This is a genomic window from Peribacillus simplex (assembly GCF_900156045.1).
Taxonomy (GTDB): Bacteria; Bacillota; Bacilli; order Bacillales; family DSM-1321; genus Peribacillus; species Peribacillus simplex_D.
On sequence record NZ_FTMX01000001.1, the window covers coordinates 1,000,201 to 1,022,661 of the forward strand.

A 22,461-nucleotide genomic window follows, 5' to 3' on the forward strand; every position below is an offset into this window, starting at 1 on the left:
TTGCACTGGATGACCACCATTTCAATTTGGATGATACCGATTTTGATCCTCTGTATATTACTGTACGGCACATTGAAAAGAGTTCCCACTTATGAGACCTTCGTTGAGGGGGGGAAAGAAGGAATCAGCATGTCTTTTTCCCTCATCCCTTTCCTGGTAGGGATGCTAGTGGCGATTTCAGTATTTAGGGCATCAGGGGCCTTGGATTTCATTGTACAATCACTGCACCCCTTGCTTTCCCTTCTTCATTTTCCGTCTGAGGTTTTACCCCTTGCGATTATTAGACCAATATCCGGAACAGCCGCTTTAGGAATAACCAGCGACCTGATATCTGTTTATGGACCGGATTCCTTTATTGGGCGCTTGGCTGCCACGATTCAGGGAAGTACAGATACCACATTCTATGTATTGACCGTTTATTTTGGAGCTGTCGGGATCAAAAAAATGGGTGATGCCCTAAAGGTCGGTCTTTTGGCAGACTTGATCGGTATCATAGCTGCCGTCATCGTCGTCACATTGGTTTTCGGTATGAATTAAGGGCTAGGGAAATGGGCGCTTCCATTTCTTTTTTTTGTCTTTTTTCTTAAACACTCGGCTATGTTAAGCTCTCCATTTTTAAACGGAATCGAACTTTCATCCAAAAGAAACATTTTTTTGTATGGAAAAATAAGCTATGTTACACTCATTATGGAAACCAACCCATTTAACCGTCCCATTATTGGTGTAATAATAATAAAAGAAAAGCTCTTATTCGCGAAAAACCTTTTGTTTTTGCCTCTCAATATGTAATAATTGTATGATTGTGTATGTATAGACAATAACAAACGAATGATTATACTATGGGGTGAAGATAGATGGAACGATTACAAAAGGTGATAGCACATGCTGGACTGGCTTCCCGCCGTAAAGCAGAAGAGTTGATTTTAGAAGGTAAGGTAAAAGTGAACGGCAAAGTAGTGAAGGAATTAGGTGTGAAAGTTGGACCTAATGATAAAGTTGAGGTTAATGAAGTCCCGCTAGAAAAAGAAGCCCCGGTTTATTTCCTATTCTATAAACCGCGCGGTGTAATTTCGGCAGTTTCTGATGATAAGAATAGAAAAGTAGTAACTGACTTTTTCCCTTACATCAATGAACGGATTTATCCAGTTGGCCGCTTGGATTACGATACTTCGGGCTTATTGATTTTAACCAATGACGGGGAATTTGCAAACACGTTAATGCATCCGAAGCATGAAGTGGATAAAGTGTATGTGGCAAAAGTGAAAGGGATGCCTTTGCGTGAAAGCTTGAAAAAGTTGGATAAAGGTATCAAGTTGGAGGATGGCAAGACTGCACCAGCCAAGACAAGGGTATTGTCTACCGACAAGAAAAAGGAAACGGCGATAGTTGAAATCACAATACATGAAGGCAGGAACAGGCAAGTCCGCCGGATGTTCGAAGCAATTGGCCATCCCGTTATTAAATTGAAGAGGGAACAATATGGTTTCTTGACCTTGGACGGTTTAACTGCAGGAGATTCCCGGGAGCTGACTCCACATGAAGTTAAATTAATGCGGACTTTAGCAACGACCGAACCTAAACAGCGGAGAATGTAAGAAAGAATTTTTCCTGTATTAATAGGTTGAAACCACTGCCCCATTCTTGCCCTGGAAGAACGGGTGGTGGAAACAACCTATAAATACCTTTTCCTTCATGAATCAGGAAATAATGTCACAAAACCTTCAGAAATGTAAATAAAAAGGACATGGCGTTAAATGGTATAATGGTATGGTTAAATTTAGTGTGGCCTTAGGAGGATCTCTATGGATAAAAAGAAGCGACGCCTAATTAGCAGAACCATCATTCTCCTGCTTTTAGGTGCAGCTTTAGTGTTTGCCCTTTATACGAACTTCACTAAAGATAAGAATGAAAGCCTGAGAAAAGGATCCGATGCACCCAATTTCGTCTTGACTGATATGGAAGGCAAAGAGCATAAACTTTCCGATTACAAGGGAAAAGGCGTCTTCCTGAACTTTTGGGGTACATATTGCAAGCCGTGTGAATACGAAATGCCTTATATGGACAATCAATATAAAAACTTTAAAGGGCAGGGCGTTGAAATATTGGCGGTTAATGTCGGGGAATCTGACTATGCTGTCAATAATTTCATTACAAAGCATGATCTGACCTTTCCTGTCATGATCGATAAAGGTAGGGAAGTGGAAAATGCTTATCGCGTGGATATTTTGCCTGTCACCTTTTTGGTCGATAAAGAGGGGAAAGTGATAGATATCATCACCGGAGCTTTGACAGAAGAGAGCATCCAAAAGCATATGGAGAGAATTAAACCATAATATTGGGGAGTTTTTGACATGAAAGAAGTAAAATGCGATTGTGGTCATATAAATCCGTTTGGCACAAAGATTTGTGGGAAATGCGGGATGGTGCTTGGTAACGAAAGAGAAAACAAGCTTATTGATATGAGATATGAAGGAAGTGCCAGGCGTTCACAAACATATAAAAAAACGATCATCGATAAAATATGGAACTTCTTTTCTTCCGTTAAGGTAGGGGTGACGCTCATTGTCATTGCATTGATCGCTTCAGCTATCGGGACGATTTTACCTCAGGAAATGTACATCCCTTCGACAGCTACGCCTGCAGAGCATTATGAACTGGAATACGGCTGGTTCGGAAGAGTGTATTATGAACTTGGATTTCATAACTTGTATAGTTCATGGTGGTATTTGATTATCATAGGCATGCTGGGCATATCACTATTGATTGCCAGTATCGATCGGTTCTTTCCATTATATCGATCGTTAAAAAAACAAGGGGTCACACGTCATGACGGTTTCATGAAACGTCAGCGGATTTATGGGGTGACAAAGCTTGAAGACCAAGATATAAACCTTGAAGAAGTAAAGGATAGACTAAAAAGGCAGCGTTATCATATACGGGAGGAAAACGGTCATATACTTGCCGAAAAGGGTCGTTTTTCACGTTGGGGACCATATGTTAATCATATCGGACTTATCATTTTCTTAATTGGAGCATTATTGCGTTCCGTCCCTGGGATGTATATCGACAAAGTGCTTTGGCTGCGTGAAGGCGAGAGAAAAGAAATCCCGGGTACAAATGGTCAATATTACCTCCAGAATAATGAATTTACCTTAGAGGTGTATGACAAAGAGAATGAAGAAGATGAGCAGTACAGTGCTGCAATTGATAAAACCGGTACGATCGCAAAAACCTATCAATCCGATGTTACATTGTATGAGAGCAAGGGAGATGCCTTACCAGGGGAAAAAGTGGACCTTGATAAGATTAAAGATTATAAAATCAAAGTCAATGAACCTCTGAAACATGATCATTATGCCCTCTACCAAGTAGACTATAAACTGGATGAGCTCAGTACGATGGCTTTTAATTTGATAAATAAAAAAACCGAAGAGAAATATGGAAGCTTAAAGGTTGATTTGAACAATCCACAAAAGAAATACGAGTTGAAAGAAGGATATTCCGTTGACTTGATCAGTTACTTCCCCGATTTCGAGTTCGATGAAAAAGGTGAACCTAGAACGATATCGAAGATTCCGAATAATCCGGCATTTATCTTTAAAATGCATACTCCGGATAAGCCAGAGGGTGAGGTCAGTTTCGTAGCGATTAAGGAGACTGTGGAGCCTTTAGGGGAAAACACTTATAAAATGGCTTTTAATGGTGTGGAGACCCAAGATGTCACGGCTTTGACCGTCAGGAAGGATTTAACGCTTTGGATCCTATTCACGGGTGGAATCATTTTCATGATCGGAGTTGTCCAAGGGTCTTATTGGAATCACCGGCGTATATGGATTAAGAGGAAAGATGATGAGATATTGATGGCCGGCCATACAAACAAAAACTGGCACGGGATTAAAAGAGATATAAAACAATCGATAGAATCAACATCACTTTCCGAACCGATGGATCAACTTGAAGATGAGAAATCTTCTAGTAAGGGGGAAGTTTTAAATGGCTGAATTAAGCAGTAACTTTTTATATGCAGCTTTCTTATTATATCTTGTCGCTACCTTTTTATTTGGGGGATCGATCAAGGATAAACGCGGAGCGGAGGAAAAGAAACAAAACAAATGGGCTAAACTGGGCATTTTCATCACCATTCTCGGTTTCGCGGCGCAAATTGGGTATTTCATCACAAGATGGATTGCTGCCGGCCATGCCCCGGTAAGTAACCTATTTGAATTTACGACCTTTTTCGGAATGATGCTGGTCGGTGCTTTCATATTAATTTATTTTCTTTATAAAACACCTGCCCTTGGGCTATTCGCTTTACCGATTGCGTTATTGATAATCGCTTATGCAAGTATGTTCCCTACAGAAATTTCGCCACTCATTCCTGCTTTGCAGAGCGATTGGCTTCATATTCATGTTACGACTGCAGCGGCAGGACAGTCGATCCTAGCCATAAGTTTCGTTACTGCCATCATTTATTTAATCAAATTCGTCGATCAGACACAATCAAGCAAAAGAACGTTCTGGCTTGAAGGCATCATGTTCACATTAGTCTGCACCATCGGATTCGTCATCATCACTTCTTCTTTTGCTGCGATGGATTATAAGGCGAATTTTGATTGGGTCGATAAAAACGGAGCCGAGGTCAAACAGGAATTCAACCTACCGGCATTGGTTGGTCCCAATGAAGGGAGACTGATCGAGACTGATCGATTTGAACCACTGGTGGACATGCCTCCATTGATCAATGCCAAGAAACTGAATACTGTACTTTGGTCATTCGGTATGGGGCTCGTCTTGTATGGTTTAATAAGGTTGATTGCTCGCAAAAGAGTGGCAGCATTGATTAAACCGATCGTTAAAAATGTGAATTTGAATTTATTGGACGAGATTAGTTATCGTTCGGTCCTTATCGGTTTTCCGATTTTTACACTCGGTGCCCTCATTTTTGCAATGATCTGGGCTCAAGTGGCCTGGACACGATTCTGGGGCTGGGATCCGAAAGAGGTCTGGGCACTGGTTACTTGGTTGTTTTATGCAGCTTTCTTGCATCTGCGCATGTCAAAGGGATGGCAAGGGGAAAAATCAGCTTGGCTTGCCGTCATCGGTTTTGCCATCATTATGTTTAACTTGATATTCGTCAATCTTGTTATCGCTGGTTTGCATTCATATGCTTGATTCTGTATTGTAATATTTAGATGAAGGGGGTCTTTTGATAGAAACGTCGAGGAGTTGACTTATCGATTTTTCTAGAGAATGACCCCTTTTTCAGTCAATACCATTAATAAGGATATTTCTGTGAAATAGCATTTAGGAACTTTTAGTGAGCGGTCGAAGTCTTTTTTTGTGACAAAATGGTGAAAGGTTCATGAAAGCCATGGAAAATTGGCTCTTTATCGTACTTTGTAAGGAAAAAGTATTAGTCATGGAAGTTTTCATTTTGTAGAATATATGATAGGAGGCTGATTACATAATGTATAATGCTATAAAAATTCTCGTGGTGGATGATGAGGAAAGAATCCGCCGGCTGCTAAAGATGTATTTGGAAAGAGAAGAATACATAATCGATGAAGCAGAAAATGGAGATATGGCTTTAACAAAAGCCCTTGAAAATGATTATGATTTAATTTTATTGGATATTATGATGCCTGGTAAAGATGGAATCGAAGTTTGCCGTGAATTAAGGGAAAAGAAGACGACACCGATTATCATGCTGACTGCTAAAGGGGAAGAAGTGAACCGCGTTCAAGGATTCGAAGTGGGGACCGATGATTATATCGTAAAACCGTTCAGTCCCCGTGAAGTCGTATTAAGGGTTAAAGCTTTATTACGTCGATCTTCAAGCACTAGTTTTATGCAGACGGAAACGACGGCAAAAGATGTGATCGTCTTCTCACATCTAACCATTGATAATGATGCCCACCGTGTACTTGCTGATAACAAAGAGGTTTCATTAACACCAAAAGAATATGAATTATTATATTTCTTGGCGAAATCCCCAGATAAGGTTTTCGACCGGGAGCAATTGTTAAAAGAAGTGTGGCACTATGAATTCTTTGGGGATCTTCGAACTGTTGACACGCATGTTAAACGCCTACGTGAAAAATTAAACCGCATATCCGAAAACGCAGCCAAGATGATTGTCACGGTTTGGGGTGTAGGTTACAAGTTCGAAGTCATTAATGACTGATGCTATGGGGCAGTGTTGTAGGGAAGCTATGGGCAACGATCCTATTGCTCGTGTCGTTTGTATTAATTGTTTTAACCGTTCTGCTGGTCGAATTCTTTGAGAATTTCCAGATTGAAAATATTGAAAATGATTTAACCAAAACTGCTGAACAAATCATTAAGGTAACCAATGAACATCAGGGGTCCAGCAATGAGGTTTTACAAATAGCTTCGGAATTAATAGGCAACGAATCGAAAATGATCATTCTTAATGATGACAAAATGATATTCTCATCAATCGGAGGAGATAATGAGTTCGAAATCACGCCGGAACTCATTAAAAATGATTCCGAATTGATCAAGGTTTTTACGGAAAGAAAGACTGTAAAAAAGGAAATGGCGCTATCAGATGATGCAGGCAATGAGGAATTGTCCGCAATCGTAGTAGGGATCCCACTTGAATTGAATGGGGAACAGGATGAAGTATTCCTATTTCAATCGTTGGAGTCCATGGAAGAAACTACAAAATCAACTACACAGTTCATTTTATTGGCAGCAGGCATCGCCATTATTTTGACAACGATTTTTGCTTTCTTTTTATCTACCAGAATCAATGCCCCGTTGGTGAAGATGAGGGAAGCCGCACTAGCGATTGCCCGGGGGAAATTTGATACAAAGGTTCCAATCTTGACTCAAGATGAGATCGGTGAGCTTGCCATAGCGTTTAACCAGATGAGAAAACAGCTGAAATTCAATATGAATGCACTTAGTCAGGAAAAGGAACATCTTTCAAGCATTCTTAGCAGTATGGCAGATGGGGTCATTACCTTCAATAAAGATGGCACAATTCTCGAAACGAATCCGCCAGCAGAAAGGTTTCTGCAATCCTGGTACTTTGAAAAGGGCTATAACCGGGAAGATAATGGAAATGTCCCATTGGTTTTGATGAATCTTTTTGATGAATCAGAGTCCTTCGATAAGGAGCAAGTCGGTGAAATTACTTTGCAGGGCCGTGATTGGGGATTCATTGTCAGTCCGCTTTATACAAATGCCGACAATATTCGTGGAGCGGTGGCCATCATACGGGATATGAGTGATGAAAGACGTATGGACAAACTTAGGACTGATTTCATAGCGAATGTCTCCCATGAGTTAAGAACGCCGATTTCAATGTTGCAAGGATATAGTGAAGCGATTGTAGATGACATTGCGAGCAGTGAAGAGGAAAAGGTGGAAATGGCCCGCATCATCTATGATGAGTCATTGAGAATGGGCCGTTTAGTGAATGATCTCCTCGATCTAGCTAAATTGGAATCGGGTAAAATGAACCTTAGCTATGAATGCGTACCTATTTCTCCTTATTTAAAGAGGATTACTAGTAAGTTTTCCGGACTGGCTAAAGAAAAAGGGATCACAATATCAGCCAGAATGCAAGACGATCAAATTCAATGGCATTTCGACCCGGACCGCATTGAACAGGTTTTGACCAATTTAATTGATAATGCGATTCGTCATACTCCTCCGGGCGGTAACATTGATGTCATTCAGAGGACAAGTGATCGAAGGGGGCTGATCATTGATGTGAGGGACTCTGGATCTGGAATCCCCGAAGAAGATTTGCCTTTTGTATTCGAGAGGTTTTATAAAGCGGATAAAGCAAGGACCCGCGGCCGTTCGGGCACCGGGTTAGGTTTGGCAATCGTAAAAAATATAATCAATGCCCATGATGGCTTCATTTCGGTAAACAGTTTACCTAATAAAGGGACGACGTTCAGTTTTATCCTGCCTCGAATTATGGAAAATGCTGAATGAAGGGTGGCTTGCCAAAAAATCTTGTTTCATCAGGAACTGAGAAGACAAAGGCAATTGGATTTCCTTCCAACTTGTCTTTGTTTTTTTTAGGAAACAAAATAGAAGTCCCTGGTATGTGGAAATTAACGGAATTTTATAATAAGATAAAAGCCGAAGTATGTAACTTTTGTTTATGATTGACGACTATATTTATGAACGGATGTGGGGAAATGATGGATTCCGTTTTCCACGATCTTTATGAAAAATATCATCAGGAAATATATCAATTCATTTTTTATATGACTAAAAATCGAGAAACGGCTGAGGACCTTGTTCAGGAAGTCTATATCCGGGTGATGAAGGCCTATGAACGCTTCGAAGGAAAAAGCAGTGAAAAAACGTGGATGTACTCGATTGCAAGAAATGTGACGATTGATTACTTTCGGAAACAAAAAGGGTGGAAAGATAAAATCTTTCCTAACTTTGAGTGGGATAGGCAATCGATAAAAGATAAAGAGCCCCTTCCGGAAGAAGTGGCTATCATGAACGATGAAATCCAAGATATTTATCAATGCTTAAACCGGTGTACAACGAATCAAAGATCCGTCATCATTCTACGATATATTCAGGGATTGTCCATTACGGAAACCGCTGAAGTATTGAATTGGAGTGAAAGTAAGGTAAAAACGACCCAGCACCGTGCTTTGAAGGCTATTAAAAAGTTGATGGAAGACTTATCAGGAAAGGAGGGCCACCGCATTGAGAAGATCCCGTTGGAAAGAAAGCGAAATTGAAGACATGCTGCGCGAGCTTCCGAAATTAAAAGATGACCGAACCAAGGCAGAGGTGTTTGCGAGAATACATGATAAGAAGAAAAAGAAACACTGGATACCTCTATTTGTGGGTGTTGCCTCCTTATTCTTAATGGTTGTTTTGGCATCATCTTTAATTATTGATAAAAAAGGAACGACAAGTCAAGAGGACAGCGGCAGTAGTGGGAAATTATCCCTATCTGAAAATAAGGAAATGGCGGATCTTGAACGGCAGGATGCAAGTAACAAAGAAAATCATTCAGCAGATAAACAGGATAATCAAAAGTTTTCCAGTAAGCAAGCGGAAATCGAATCTAAAAACAAGGTTTCGGAAATGGAACCCCGAAAAGGGGCAAAGGAAAAAACATTTGCACGAGCGATCTATCAAGATGACCTTAAAAATGCATCAATCATAACGATGGGTGTCCCAGATGATCAAATGAATTTCATCGTTCCCATTTCAATTAAACTCAAACATTATGACGAAAGTGAAAAATTGAATCAGTTAGTTAATCAAATGTCCGATATGGATGAAGAGCAATATGGGCTATCTGACTATTTTCCACTAGATATAAAGATCAGCCAAGGAAACGATATGATCACTGCTCATATTGATTTTCAAGAAAAAAGCCGACTATTGGATGAAGATACACTTTTTCTCCATTCAATGGAGGAAACGCTTTCCTATAACAATATAGAGAAAATGACATTTTCTACAGATGGTAAGGAAGGTGCCATGTTTGCGCACGCGGGATATTTAAAGGAGGTGGATATACCTCATCAAAAAAATCGCACATACTTTCTTTACCAAAGGGATGAGTCCTCCCCAAGGTTCCTTGTTCCAAGCAATATGGGTTATCAGGACTTTGAGGAGGCGCTGCAAGCTGGAAAAGGGGAGGCCGACATCGAGGGTATTTCACCTGCAATCCCGCATGACCTGAAATGGGAAAGGGTAAGCTCTAATGGAAATCTTGTGATCATTCAATTATCAGATCAAGCTGCCATTGAAAATAGTAAGGAATCCCTTCAAGCTTTAGAAGCCATACTCTTCATTGCCAAGGATTTTGGTTTTGAAAAAGTGAAGTTTGAAAATGCTCCTATCGAAGAGGTAGGCCAGCTGAATTTGACTGAAGACATATCGGTGCCCAAAGCACCGAACCAAGTGAATTGATGGTGCGATAAAAACACCCTATGGTTGGCAAAAGCCCCTTGCATTCACGGAAAAAGTGCCCGCGCTGGACGGGCACTTTTTTCTTCTTATAATGAAATACGGGCCATGAATGTAATTTCATCTGTTTCCATTAGAAATTGTTTCATGTTGTCTTCTAATGGTAAATCAAAGCTCAAAACCATGATGGCTTCCCCGCCAGCTTCTTTTCGGCCAACCTGCATTGTGGCGATATTCACTCCGTGATCACCTAGGACCTTACCTACGTTACCGATTACACCAGGTTTATCGGTATGCTGGATATAAAGTAAATTCGCTTCTGGATGAAAGTCGATTTTGAAACCATTCAAACTTACAATTCGAGAACCGTAATTTTCGATATAGGTTCCACTGATTGTTAATTCACGGTTGTCACCTTTTACTTTAAGGCTGATCAAATTCGAGTAACCTAAAGAGTCAGTAGAGATTTTTTCACCAACGGTTATTCCACGCTCTTTTGCGATCAACAAGGCATTCACTTCATTGACAGATGCATCAACTCTTGATCTGAAAAAGCCAGAGATTAGACTTTTTGTAAGAATCGCTGTATCGAAATCCAATGATTCTCCTGCATACGTAACGGAGATTTCCTGAATTCCTTCATTCATGCACTGGGAAGCAATGGATCCCATTTGCTGAACAAGTTGATAGAAAGGCTGTACCTTTTCAAACACTTCTTTAGATATGGCTGGAAGGTTGATTGAACTTGAGACTGGATTTCCTTCAAAATAGGTCAATACTTCTTGGGCAACCTGTACCGCAACATTTAATTGGGCTTCTTTCGTGGAAGCACCAAGATGCGGTGTAGCAATGACGCTATCCAGTTCAAGCAGTTTATGGCCAAGTGGAGGTTCTTCGACGAAAACGTCCAGTGCCGCCCCTGCAACATGTCCTTCGACCAACATTTCATATAAATCATCTTCGTCCAGAATTCCACCCCGGGCGCAGTTTAGTACATATACCCCCTTTTTACAGGTAAGCAGCCTTTCTTTATTGATTAATCCTCTAGTATCATTCGTTAGTGGTGTATGAACAGTAATGATGTCTGCTTTAGGAAGCAATTCATCTAACGGCAGGGCCGTTACGGACATTTTCTTTGCACGATCGACAGTCAGGAACGGGTCATAGACGATGACATCCATGCCAAACACTTTAGCACGTTTTGCAATTTCCCCTCCGATACGTCCAAAGCCAACTATACCTAATGTTTTACCACGGAGTTCAGTTCCCGTATATGAAGAACGTTTCCACTCCCCATTCTTCAGTGAAGCATAAGCTTGCGGAATGTGGCGCACTAATGAAGCCATCATGGCAAATGTATGTTCAGCTGTTGAAATTGTATTGCCGTCAGGTGCATTAACCACGACAATCCCGCGTTTTGTCGCCGCGGGGATGTCTATGTTATCAACACCGACACCAGCGCGTGCTATAATTTTTAACTGCGGCATACGGTTCATTAAATCTTCCGAAACCTTCGTTGCACTTCTCACAAGAATTGCATCGATCCGATCAAGTTCGTTTGCGGCTTCCTCTACGGTTTTCTGAATGAGATGAATATTGGATGCCTCTGCTAGCGGTCCGAGTCCTTCTGGTTTAATGGCGTCTGCTACTAAAATCCGATACACGTCTAAACACCTTCCTAAGGAAAAATTATCTTAAATTTCAGTTAATTTTACAATTGAAACGTTGAATATGTCAATTTGGCTTATCTGGATGTAAGCGCTTAATAATATGATTTTCATCTGATCATTTGATTGATATCGTGATATAAATGGCTTTGTCTTCGTTTGCATAATATAAAAAAATTTTCGCTATTTGTTTTAAATCATGGCTCTTTTCGTAAAGATTGTTGTTTTTAAAACGAATCGATTTAAGGTTGATTGGAGTGCAAGTGCGAGACTCCTGCGGGAGCAGCGGGACAGGTGAGACCCCACAGGCGTTTACGCCGAGGAGGCTCACCGCCCGCCCCGCGGAAAGCGAGCATCTGGAGGGGAAATCAACCACAACGCTTTACTTGGAAAATAGCAACAAAGTAAGCGAAAACAGCCTAAACCATTCACTACGACGATCGATATTCATCCTAAATGCATCAACTGAGAAAAAATGCTATCAAAAAAAAGGAATTTCAGATATAATGGGAAGTATAAAAATTTTATAGGTCTATCTTCGGGGCGGGGCGCAATTCCCCACCGGCGGTAATGAAGAAATTCCTTCTTCTAAGCCCGCGAGCCTTACAAGGCAGGATTTGGTGTGATTCCAAAGCCGACAGTATAGTCTGGATGGGAGAAGATGGAGGTTCCTGAGTGCGTTTCAACAGTTATTTGCTGAACGTTTGTTTGATGTAACCTTTAATTTATCCCTTTAATTCTATTGGAATTAAAGGTTTTTTATTGAGCATCAACATATTTTGGGACCCAAACCTCTTTTTCAGGTAGATCGGAAAAGAAGGAGAGAGAACTATGAATAAGAACAAAGTGAAAAAAACGGTTACACTTGCGATGATGGGAAGTATTTCTTATTTGTTGATGCTTTTAAATTTCCCGTTTCCAGGATTCCCGCCTTTTCTCAATGTCGATTTTAGCGACATACCAGCACTGATGGCGGCATTGATTTTCGGTCCTATGGCTGGAATTCTAGTCGAGTTCATTAAAAACCTATTGGATTTAGTCATGACAGGGACCTTGACTGCTGTACCTGTGGGGCATATCGCTAATTTTATAGCCGGAATACTGTTTGTCTTGCCAACTTATTATGTTTTTAAGAAAATCAATTCAAAAAAAGGGATGACGTTCGCCTTACTTGCGGGGACAGTTTCCATGGCAGTATTCATGAGTGTTTTAAACTATTTTGTCTTTTTACCGGCATATACCTTCTTTATGGGATGGGATGCAATGTCGGCGCCCGAGTCAAGAAAGTTCGTTACGACGGCAATCTTGCCTTTCAACGTGATTAAAGGCGTGCTCATTACATCAGTATTCATGTTGCTGTTCATTAAATTACAGACATGGATCAATAAGCAAACATTATATAAAAATGCTTAACGGCATTGACGATAGAAATGAAAAAACAACCGGATATCCATATTCGGTTGTTTTTTTATGTTTGCTTCTTTTGTATGGCAAGATGTAATCCGACATTGGCCAAAAGAAAAAGCCATTCTCGATTGAAAATGGCTTGTACAGTTATTCGAATTTTAATGCGTCTCCGTCAAATGCCTCGTCAGCAACCTTAATGGAATCCGTTGGACATCCTTCGAATGCATCCATCATGTCGTCTATAAGTACATCTGGAATTTCAACGATTCCTTCGTTATCGTCAAGGGTAACAAATGCAATCCCTTCGTCATCATAATCATATATATCTGGTGCCGCTGCTCCGCAAGCTCCACAAGCTATGCATGTTTCTTTATCCACAATAGTAAATTTAGCCATGAATATAACCCCTCCTAAGTTGATTAACAACTGATAATCTTTTTATTTCAGATTATTATCTCTTTCTTATTGTAAGACCGAATGCCAAACTTTTCAATAGAAAATGTATTGATAATAACTATCATGTAGCTGAATGTCAACGAAAAACATTGAAATAATTAATTTGGTTCTTTCCATGGTTCGTCATTTAGTCACATAATTTCCCTTGTATTCATCAATAATAACGGCGGTTTTTGCAGTTTTTTGTTACAATGGGGTTATTGGTTAAATGAAACAAGGATGTGAGTCCCATGAATAATTATCTACAGGCCATCATTCTATATGCGATAAAAAAATTTCAAGGCGAACGTTCCATTTATGCTATATACCATATGCTGCAGGGTAAGAAATCGTCACAAACAATCCAGGATGCCCATTTATTCGGGTTAACGGATATTTTTGGGACAATACCTCGATTTACCCGTCAGCAATTAAATCAAAACATTGAACATTTACTTAAGCATGACATGATTCATTTAACGGATAAATCAGATGCGTATGAAATTAGTAGGCAAGGTGAGGGAATGTTAGGCGATTACTTTAAAAATAATCCTTTTCCGACGCATATAAATGGTTGGAAGTATCACAATATCACCCCGGTTTACTGGGGAAGATTAAACTTACTCATTCAAACCATATCCCATATTGTCCACAATGAAAGACGTTTTTATCCGATACAACGAAATCCCAAAATCCAATTCTTCGTAAAGGAATTTTTACATGTCAATCGTCAGGATCGAGCGGTGATTGCCCAACATCTATATGATGAATTGATATCCCTTTTAGAAAGTCAAAGTGATATGAAACGAGACATTTTCATTTTAAAATTAACTGGAATAAACAGGATTGGACTTACGTTTGAACAGATTGCAAAAAGGAAAGATGTAGAAGAAGAGTATGTTCGCTTTACATTCCTTGACTCATTGCATCAAATGCTTGCAGAAATGGAAACGGGAAAGGATTACCCTCTCTTGTCCTCATTAACCAATGATTGGAAAAGAAGTGGGAATCCTCAATTGACACAATCTACAAAGACAACTTTACGATACATCCAGAAAGGGAAAAATCTGGGTGAAATAGCTGAAATCCGCAGATTGAAGGTCAACACCATCGAAGATCACCTCGTGGAAATTGTCTTATCGGAAAAAGATTTTCCGATTTCCGATTATGTAACTATCGAGGATGAGAGGAAAATTGCTGAAGCTATTAAGGAACTTGGTACGAAAAAGCTTAAAGCAATCAAGCAGATGGTCGATAATAAACAAATAAGCTTTTTCCAAATAAGACTTGTACTTGCGAAAATAGGTGAGTGATGATGAACATAGAAAGAGTCCTCAAAGAAAAATTCGGATTTGATGAATTCCGCCCTGGACAAAAGGAAGTGGTTGAATCATTGATGTCCGGACGTCATACCTTAGCGATGCTCCCAACCGGATCAGGTAAATCATTATGTTACCAGCTGCCTGCTTATCTTTTAAATAAGACTGTCCTAATTGTCTCCCCGTTATTATCTTTAATGCAGGATCAAGCAGATCAGCTGAAGATAAGTGGCGAAAAAAGTGTATTGACCCTCAACTCTTTTTTGACGCTAAATCAAAAAAGGAAAGCTTTCGACCGGTTACATAGTTATCGTTTTATCTTTTTATCCCCTGAAATGCTAAGCCTGGATGGTGTGATAAAATCCTTGAAATCCATAGACATAGGTTTATTCGTCATAGACGAAGCACACTGCATCTCACAATGGGGGTATGATTTCCGACCGGATTATTTGAATTTAGGAGAAGTGAGGCGTGAATTGGATAATCCGTTGACTCTTGCCCTGACGGCAACTGCAACCGATGAGGTCCGGAGGGACATCGTCGGTAAACTCAACATTGGGCAGGCCGAGGAAATGGTCTCATCTGTTGATCGGGAAAATATTGCAATTATTGTCGAGCGAATGTTCAGCTACGATGAGAAGCTAGCCCGTGTGCTGGAACTTGTCAGGAAATTTACCGGAAGCGGAATTATTTATTTTTCCTCTAAAAAAGTGGCGGAATCAGTCACTGGGTTTTTACAGGATAATGGGATTGATAGTGTCAATTATTATCACGGTGGAATGGAGCAGGAACAAAGGATGCTCATTCAGCAGCAATTCATTTCCGGCCAGTTGAAAATTATATGTGCAACAAGTGCTTTTGGAATGGGTGTGAATAAATCGGATGTCAGATATGTTATTCATTTTCATATCCCGTCCACGATGGAGGCATATCTTCAGGAGATAGGCAGGGCTGGTCGAGATCGGAAACAAAGTGTGGCTGTCTTATTATATAGCGAAGGGGATGAAGGGCTTCCCCTGCATTTGATGGAGCAACAGTTGCCTACGGATTCGCAAATCGATGGTGTGTGTACTTTCCTTAATGCAACACACAAAAATATGGCGAATTTGACCCTCTCGGAAAAAGATCAGCTGTCTCATTCCTTTTCGTTGAACGAAGTCCAGCTCCGTTTTTTTATGCAGTTTATCACGGGCAATAACCTGGATCAAATGGCAGAGATGAAAGAGTATTGTCAAAAGAGAAAATCAAGGAATCAGGAAAAGCTGCATAAATTCCTTCACTGGATATATGCACAGGAATGTCGCCGTTTAGGGATACTGGACTACTTTGGAGAAAAGCATCGGGAAGTGAACCCCATCTGCTGTGATATCTGTGGGATGGATGTCGAAAAAATGGCTGATGTATGGCCGGAAGTCAAGGTGGACCCGGTCAATTCCTTTTCCACTTGGAAAAAAGAATTGGCTTATATCTTATTAAAGAAGGAAAATGGCAATGAAAAATAAGCAAGCTGAAATGATAAAACAACTTACAGATAAACAATTGTTATTTAATTTGTTTCTTACACAAATTATTCTCTTAACGTTAGCCATCTTTTTAGGTATTATTTTATTTAAAGACCGTTCAGCTTTTTTCGACTTATTTAGCTTTGATGACATGAATATTTTGCTTATTGGAATTCCTGCTGGAGTCATTGTCGTGTTAATTGACATATTGTTTATGAAAGTGACACCATCTTCCTATCAGGATGATGGTGGTATTAACGAACGCATTTTCAGTAATTTGTCATACCCGATGATTTTTGTCGTAACTTTAGTGGTTGCGATAAGTGAGGAAGTATTATTCCGTGGAGTGCTGCAAACAAATTTTGGTTTGCTGATTACGAGCCTCATATTTGCCGTCGTTCATTATCGTTACCTTTTTAATTGGTTTTTATTTTTAAATGTTTTGGTTTTGAGCTTCTTTATCGGTTTTCTATTTGACATGACTAATAATCTCATCGTGACGATAACCGCTCACTTTTTGATTGACTTTATCCTTGGTATTTTAATCAGGAACAAAAAGCAAAGAGGGTTTAGCAAGAAAGGGGGTGACTTGAATGAGCCGAGTGCAAAAGAGTGAAAAAGAAAACGATCAGGCTGGTGAACTCCGTTCGCGAATTGAACGTCAGAAGTCTAAGTCCTCATTGCCCAAGCGGAGCAAAGTCCACCAGAATAAAAAGAAAAAAAGTAAAGTGAAGAAATTCCCAATGATTCAATTATTAGCATTATTTTTTATTCTACTTCCAATTGGATTTTACACCCTTTATACATATTTGCAGGATAGGCCTGTACCTGTTACGAAAAGTGACCAAGTCGTCTTTAGTGAGGAACCTGCTGAATCGATTCCAACTACAGCTACTGCAGATGATTTAAAGGAAAAAGAATCGGCAAAGGCTGAAGCGGAGAAAGAAAAAGAAGAAGCTAATGTTAAAGCGCAGCAAGAAGCTGAGGAAAAAGCCAAAGCGCAGCAAGAAGCTGAAGAAAAGGCCAAAGTGCAGCGAGAAGCTGAGGAAAAGGCGAAAGCGCAGCAAGAAGCTGAGGAAAAAGCCAAAGCGCAGCAAGAAGCTGAAGAAAAGGCGAAAGCGCAGCAAGAAGCTGAGGAAAAAGCCAAAGCACAGCAAATAGCTGACGAAAAAGCAAAGAAGGCAGAGTCAGAAAAGAAAAAGGCTGCCGATCAAGCTGCGAAACCGGATAAAGAGGGATATAAAGTAGTCTTACATACTGTTCAAGGTGAAGAAACATTATTTCGCATTTCCATGAATTACTACAAATCACAGGAAGGGATTGCTCTGATCAGGGAGTGGAACGGGCTGAATGGCAATGAAATTTCCAAAGGTCAGGTATTGAAAATTCCTATCAAGAAATAACGATGGCACTCTGTCTTTATAGGCAGGGTGTTTTTAAAATTGTTTTGTCTTAGTTCAGTATGAAGGTAAACGTGACAGGTACTTTATCATTTTTTCCTCTATTCTTTCATATCATGATTTGAAAGAGCAGAGGAGGAAATGCGATGGAATCGACAATCATTTTATTGGATGAAAAAACGGATCAAGCAACAAAGCAAATGCTGCAGAATGTCGTGGATCGAAAGAAAAAATTCGAGACACTTAAAAAGAAGCACCTTCAAAGCTTATGGGCAACCATGATTGTTGCTGGCCTTTTTATGATTTATCTATATTTTTATATCGTTGTACCTTATTCCTATTCCTTTTTCAGTATGTTTAGTGTTTTCGTCGACCATTTTAGCCATTTCCTTTTTTTGGCGGCAGCAATTGGGCTATATGGCTATATGGTATTAATTAAAAAAAAGCTTGATAAAGCTGAGAAGGAGTTTCAACTGCTACGCTGTGAAATCATTAATAAAAGTAAGCAATTGTGGGAAAAAGAGGAAGAATGGAAAAACCGCCATAAGGTTTTTGAAATGATGAAGAAGAATTATGATATTAACTTATATCATGAAAATAAATGATGATCGCGTTAAATCATATTTAATTGCGGGTAATATGGTTTTATGGTTATATGAAAGTACGTTTGGGATAAGGATGGAAAGAAGGTTTAATTAAGATGTTATGGTTATCTGGATTATTTTTAGTCATCATTCTGCTGTCATTTGCCATGATCATTTACATGTGGCGTACGGCTATGCAAGATAGGGTGATTTCTCAAGATTTATATTTCAAAGACTTTCCTGAAGGCTTTGGAGATGTTCGGATTTTTTTTATATCCGATCTTCATCGGCGGATCGTTGCGGATAAATTAATTGAGGAAGCCCGTGACAAGGTAGATTTGGTGATAATTGGCGGTGACATTAGGGAAAACGGGGTTCCCTTAGAACGTGTGGAAAAAAATATATTGAAACTAAAAGAACTTGGTCCCCTTTATTTTGTTTGGGGTAATAATGATTATGAAGGAGACTTCCATGAACTGGATGCGACTCTTTTGAAACATGGTGTGAAAATACTTGATAATACAGCTGTTTCTTTTGAATCTCAAAATGGCAGCAAAATCGCTCTTCTGGGCATTGATGATATATCGGAAGAACGTGATAGGCTTGACCTTGCCCTGTCTGATTGCGGGAATGAAGATTTCCGGATTTTGGTGAGCCATAATCCATTGGTCAAGAAACAGTTGACTCCGGAACACCATATTAGTCTTGTCCTGTCAGGTCACACCCACGGCGGGCAGATTCGTATATTCGGATTCGGGCCCTATCAGATCGGCAGCATTGAAAAAGAAGGGGACTGTTTATATATGACGAGTAATGGCTATGGGACAAGCGCAGTGCCTTTAAGGCTTGAGGCTAAGCCGGAAACGCACCTCTTCACCCTGAAAAGGGGGACAGACACTGAAATAGGCGAAGCTGTGGAAAAGACCTATTAGGCTGATATTAAACGAGCATATCGGAATTTTACAGACCGTGAAAAATCCACTATAATTTCAACAAATGATCGTACAGTTATTGGAGGCCTTGTAAAACCATGCAAGAAGGTAAATATAATATAAAGGCAGTTTCAAAACTGCTGGACATTCAGTCGGGAACCCTTAGGGCATGGGAAAGGCGCTATAAATTTATCGAGCCTGTCAGGAATGAATCGGGTCACCGGCTGTATACTGAAAAACATCTGCAAATCCTTAAGTGGCTAATCAATAAAACAAAGCAAGGTTTTACAATAAGCCAAGCCGTTTCACTCCTCGAAAGTACTGGCACTCTAGTTCCTGGAGTTCCTGAAACGAACCGTAAGGATGAACAAGCGATTAAGTTATCGGATGAATTAATCGATGCTCTATTGAATTTCAATGAAAATAAAGCTCATATGCTGATAAGCCAAGCATTCAGTATGTATACGATCGAACAAACCATAGTTGACGTACTTGGCTCCATATTGGTTCAGATTGGGGATAAGTGGGAAAGGGGAGAAATTACTTCCGCTCATGAACACTTTGCGTCGAACATCCTGAAATCCAGGATCAGTTCAGTTATGCATACCATTCCGACTAATGGTTTTCTTCCGAAAGCCCTTACCGTTTGTGCTCCCGGTGAAAAACATGAATTTGGACTTTTGGTCTTTACCGTTTTTTTAAAGAGGAAAGGGTATGAAACCATTTATTTAGGTGAATCCATTGCTGATAATGACCTTTTCACCGTCTTAAACATCATAAAGCCCTCGTACCTATTCATGTCATGTTCACTGAAAGAGAATCTTGATGGAACATTTAGGCTGGTTGAAGCATTAATAAAGGATTTCCCGGATTTGAAGGTGGGTCTTGGCGGTGCGGCGCTAAGCGTTATTTCCGAGGAAAACCGTACGGCCTTCAGCGGAGTTTTAATGGGGGACACGCAATCGAAATGGGAGGAATGGCTGAAAGGTTAGCGGCGGCCGGCTTAAGAGAAATAATGGATATGCACCCTGCGACCAAGGCTTCATATGATGTATGAAGATGGTAACCAGGGGGCATTTTTTTATGAAGCTGGAGCGATTAACTAATAATAAAATCAAGATTTTTTTGACCCTTGATGATTTAATTGATAGAGGCATAACAAAAGAAGATATTTTAGGGAATTCCTTAAAGGTCCACAAGTTATTTCAGGATATGGTCGAAGAAGCGTGCGAAGAACTCAGCTTTAAAATGAGTGGCTCCATTGCAATTGAAATTTTCTCTTTGCCTGCACAAGGGTTGATAATCATTGTGACAAAGGACGAAGAGGAATTATTGACTGACGAAGAGGAATTCTTGGATTTACAAGTGAAAATAGATGATTTCCCCCATATTCTGTATGTTTTCAATGACTTTGAAGATATCGTCCAATTATGTCGTAGATTATCTTTTCAAGGTTTGCTTAATAGTACTCTTTATCATTTTGAGGAAAGATACTATTTACTTATCGAAAATGTTAAAGACACGACCTATGACACGGTCATATCTTTAGCGGCTGAGTATGGCCATGCATCTACATTGACACTCAGCCGCATCAATGAATATGGAACATGTATAATCGAAAATGAAGCGATACATGTTTTGCTCAAACATTTTAGCTGATTTAAAACAAATGAGACAAGGCAGCCACATTATGGTAAAAACAATGCGGTTTGCCTTTTTTGTCTCAGCTTTCTGCCAAAGTGGATATACGCTAATAGAGTAAGAAAACAGTTGATATGATAACGTTTTCATTTTTAGAATATTTCCAACTTTTAAATTCCCATTTTTACTCTTGCATTAATGTAACGAAGGTGTATACTAGCACATGAAGAGGACTATTTGTACATTATAATTTTATATATGGATATTTTCTAGGAGGTACTTTCAATGGAATCGGCAAAAGGCAATGGCCATGTAAATGAAGAAGAAAAACACGACGTACTGAGGTCTACCCAAACTGTAATACATAAAGCTTTGGATAAGCTGGGTTACCCGGAAGAAGTTTTTGAGCTGTTGAAGGAACCATTGCGTTTATTAACGGTGAAGATACCGGTCCGCATGGATGATGGCTCGGTTAAAATTTTCACGGGTTACCGTGCACAGCATAACGATGCTGTTGGGCCTACAAAAGGTGGTATCCGTTTTCACCCTAATGTAACGGAACGTGAAGTGAAGGCATTATCCATTTGGATGAGCTTGAAATGCGGTATCGTTGATTTGCCATACGGCGGCGGTAAAGGCGGTATCGTTTGTGATCCTCGTAATATGTCATTCCGTGAACTTGAAAGGCTGAGCCGGGGCTATGTTCGCGCAATTAGCCAAATCGTGGGGCCGACTAAAGATATTCCGGCACCTGATGTATTTACAAACTCCCAAATCATGGCTTGGATGATGGATGAATACAGCCGTATGGATGAATTCAACTCGCCAGGATTCATTACGGGTAAACCGCTAGTTCTTGGTGGTTCTCATGGCCGTGAATCAGCCACTGCCAAGGGTGTGACGATTTGTATCAATGAAGCTGCCAAGAAACGCGGCATCGATATTAAAGGTGCACGGGTAGTCATTCAAGGTTTTGGTAACGCAGGTAGTTTCTTAGCTAAATTCATGCATGACGCAGGTGCCAAAGTTATTGGGATTTCGGATGCATATGGTGCTCTTCATGATCCTGAAGGATTGGATATCGATTATCTTCTCGATCGGAGAGATAGTTTCGGAACCGTAACGAAATTGTTTAAAAGCACAATTTCAAATAAAGAACTGCTTGAATTGGAATGTGATATTTTAGTTCCGGCTGCAATTGAAAACCAAATCACTGAAGAAAATGCTGCTGATATCAAAGCATCGATCGTTGTCGAGGCAGCTAACGGACCTACAACGATTGAAGCGACACAAATCCTTACGGATCGCGGAATCCTTCTTGTTCCTGATGTCCTTGCTTCTGCTGGCGGTGTAACGGTTTCTTACTTCGAATGGGTACAAAATAATCAAGGGTATTACTGGTCTGAAGAAGAAGTTGACGAAAAGCTGGAAAAAATCCTTGTGAAATCTTTTAATAACATTTATGAACTTGCACAATCAAGACGTGTTGATATGCGCCTAGCGGCTTATATGATTGGCGTAAGAAAAATGGCTGAAGCTTCTCGCTTCCGTGGTTGGATCTAAAAGATTCAAATCCTGTATTGATTTATAGTTAAAATCATGTTCATTGCATTATCATTGAAATGATTTGTAAAAACTCCT

Annotated in this window: 21 protein-coding genes and 1 riboswitch; of the genes, 19 read left to right on the forward strand and 2 right to left on the reverse strand. The window is 40.0% G+C overall.

The window, feature by feature from the left end:
• The first annotated feature begins 9 nt into the window (after nt 1–9).
• From BW986_RS04795 to BW986_RS04840, 9 genes are all read left to right on the forward strand, one after another.
• Nucleotides 10–537, forward strand: a complete 528-nt coding sequence (locus tag BW986_RS04795) for a spore maturation protein (protein WP_397221699.1) — start codon at nt 10–12, stop codon at nt 535–537.
• Between the two features lie 317 nt (nt 538–854).
• A complete protein-coding gene (gene rluB / locus BW986_RS04800) occupies nt 855–1,595 on the forward strand; it encodes a 23S rRNA pseudouridine(2605) synthase RluB (RefSeq protein ID WP_034308106.1) in 741 nt (246 codons plus the stop codon).
• A 207-nt stretch (nt 1,596–1,802) separates the two neighbouring features.
• Nucleotides 1,803–2,333, forward strand: coding sequence for a thiol-disulfide oxidoreductase ResA (gene resA, locus BW986_RS04805; RefSeq protein WP_076365574.1), 531 nt, complete (start codon nt 1,803–1,805; stop codon nt 2,331–2,333).
• An 18-nt stretch (nt 2,334–2,351) separates the two neighbouring features.
• Nucleotides 2,352–4,001: a cytochrome c biogenesis protein ResB gene (gene resB, locus BW986_RS04810; RefSeq protein WP_076365576.1), complete on the forward strand. Its 1,650-nt coding sequence runs from the start codon at nt 2,352–2,354 to the stop codon at nt 3,999–4,001.
• Entirely contained in the window at nt 3,994–5,172 is a 1,179-nt protein-coding gene (gene ccsB, locus BW986_RS04815; RefSeq protein ID WP_076365578.1) for a c-type cytochrome biogenesis protein CcsB, read from the forward strand. The genes resB and ccsB overlap by 8 nt, the downstream gene beginning before the upstream one ends.
• Before the next feature lie 295 nt (nt 5,173–5,467).
• Entirely contained in the window at nt 5,468–6,184 is a 717-nt protein-coding gene (locus BW986_RS04820; protein ID WP_076365580.1) for a response regulator, read from the forward strand.
• A complete protein-coding gene (locus BW986_RS04825) occupies nt 6,181–7,974 on the forward strand; it encodes an ATP-binding protein (RefSeq protein ID WP_076365582.1) in 1,794 nt (597 codons plus the stop codon). Before BW986_RS04820 ends, BW986_RS04825 begins: the two co-directional genes overlap by 4 nt.
• Before the next feature lie 212 nt (nt 7,975–8,186).
• Nucleotides 8,187–8,747 (forward strand): RNA polymerase sigma factor SigX, encoded by a 561-nt coding sequence (sigX, locus tag BW986_RS04835; protein ID WP_076366315.1) that lies wholly within the window; start codon nt 8,187–8,189, stop codon nt 8,745–8,747.
• Nucleotides 8,713–9,936: a GerMN domain-containing protein gene (locus BW986_RS04840; protein ID WP_076365586.1), complete on the forward strand. Its 1,224-nt coding sequence runs from the start codon at nt 8,713–8,715 to the stop codon at nt 9,934–9,936. Before sigX ends, BW986_RS04840 begins: the two co-directional genes overlap by 35 nt.
• An 86-nt stretch (nt 9,937–10,022) precedes the next feature.
• Here the strand turns inward: BW986_RS04840 and serA are convergent, their stop codons facing one another.
• Nucleotides 10,023–11,597 (reverse strand): phosphoglycerate dehydrogenase, encoded by a 1,575-nt coding sequence (serA, locus tag BW986_RS04845; RefSeq protein ID WP_076365588.1) that lies wholly within the window; start codon nt 11,595–11,597, stop codon nt 10,023–10,025.
• Nucleotides 11,598–12,130: 533 nt separating this feature from the next.
• Nucleotides 12,131–12,267: riboswitch (FMN riboswitch) on the forward strand.
• A gap of 164 nt (nt 12,268–12,431) precedes the next feature.
• On the opposite strand from serA, the gene BW986_RS04850 reads away from it, so the two are divergent.
• Nucleotides 12,432–13,013 carry an ECF transporter S component gene (locus tag BW986_RS04850; RefSeq protein ID WP_076365590.1) on the forward strand — a complete coding sequence of 194 codons (582 nt, stop codon included), beginning with the start codon at nt 12,432–12,434 and terminating at the stop codon, nt 13,011–13,013.
• Between the two features lie 141 nt (nt 13,014–13,154).
• Here the strand turns inward: BW986_RS04850 and BW986_RS04855 are convergent, their stop codons facing one another.
• Complete coding sequence (locus BW986_RS04855) at nt 13,155–13,403, reverse strand: ferredoxin (protein ID WP_034308087.1); 249 nt, start codon at nt 13,401–13,403, stop codon at nt 13,155–13,157.
• A gap of 290 nt (nt 13,404–13,693) precedes the next feature.
• Here BW986_RS04855 and BW986_RS04860 point away from each other — a divergent pair, with 290 nt between their 5' ends.
• From BW986_RS04860 to BW986_RS04900, 9 genes are all read left to right on the forward strand, one after another.
• Nucleotides 13,694–14,755 carry a YpbB family protein gene (locus BW986_RS04860; RefSeq protein ID WP_076365592.1) on the forward strand — a complete coding sequence of 354 codons (1,062 nt, stop codon included), beginning with the start codon at nt 13,694–13,696 and terminating at the stop codon, nt 14,753–14,755.
• A gap of 2 nt (nt 14,756–14,757) precedes the next feature.
• Nucleotides 14,758–16,263: a RecQ family ATP-dependent DNA helicase gene (locus BW986_RS04865; RefSeq protein WP_076365594.1), complete on the forward strand. Its 1,506-nt coding sequence runs from the start codon at nt 14,758–14,760 to the stop codon at nt 16,261–16,263.
• Complete coding sequence (locus tag BW986_RS04870) at nt 16,253–16,879, forward strand: CPBP family intramembrane glutamic endopeptidase (protein WP_076365596.1); 627 nt, start codon at nt 16,253–16,255, stop codon at nt 16,877–16,879. The genes BW986_RS04865 and BW986_RS04870 overlap by 11 nt, the downstream gene beginning before the upstream one ends.
• Nucleotides 16,857–17,666: a LysM peptidoglycan-binding domain-containing protein gene (locus BW986_RS30035; protein WP_076365598.1), complete on the forward strand. Its 810-nt coding sequence runs from the start codon at nt 16,857–16,859 to the stop codon at nt 17,664–17,666. Before BW986_RS04870 ends, BW986_RS30035 begins: the two co-directional genes overlap by 23 nt.
• Before the next feature lie 143 nt (nt 17,667–17,809).
• Complete coding sequence (locus BW986_RS04880; RefSeq protein ID WP_076365600.1) at nt 17,810–18,268, forward strand: YpbF family protein; 459 nt, start codon at nt 17,810–17,812, stop codon at nt 18,266–18,268.
• A 95-nt stretch (nt 18,269–18,363) separates the two neighbouring features.
• On the forward strand, nt 18,364–19,179 hold the full coding sequence (locus BW986_RS04885) for a metallophosphoesterase (RefSeq protein WP_076365602.1): 816 nt from the start codon (nt 18,364–18,366) through the stop codon (nt 19,177–19,179).
• A 98-nt stretch (nt 19,180–19,277) separates the two neighbouring features.
• Nucleotides 19,278–20,171 (forward strand): MerR family transcriptional regulator, encoded by an 894-nt coding sequence (locus BW986_RS04890; protein WP_076365604.1) that lies wholly within the window; start codon nt 19,278–19,280, stop codon nt 20,169–20,171.
• A 91-nt stretch (nt 20,172–20,262) separates the two neighbouring features.
• Nucleotides 20,263–20,838 carry a genetic competence negative regulator gene (locus BW986_RS04895; protein WP_076365606.1) on the forward strand — a complete coding sequence of 192 codons (576 nt, stop codon included), beginning with the start codon at nt 20,263–20,265 and terminating at the stop codon, nt 20,836–20,838.
• A 267-nt stretch (nt 20,839–21,105) separates the two neighbouring features.
• A complete protein-coding gene (locus tag BW986_RS04900; protein WP_076365608.1) occupies nt 21,106–22,383 on the forward strand; it encodes a Glu/Leu/Phe/Val family dehydrogenase in 1,278 nt (425 codons plus the stop codon).
• The last annotated feature ends 78 nt before the right edge of the window (nt 22,384–22,461 follow it).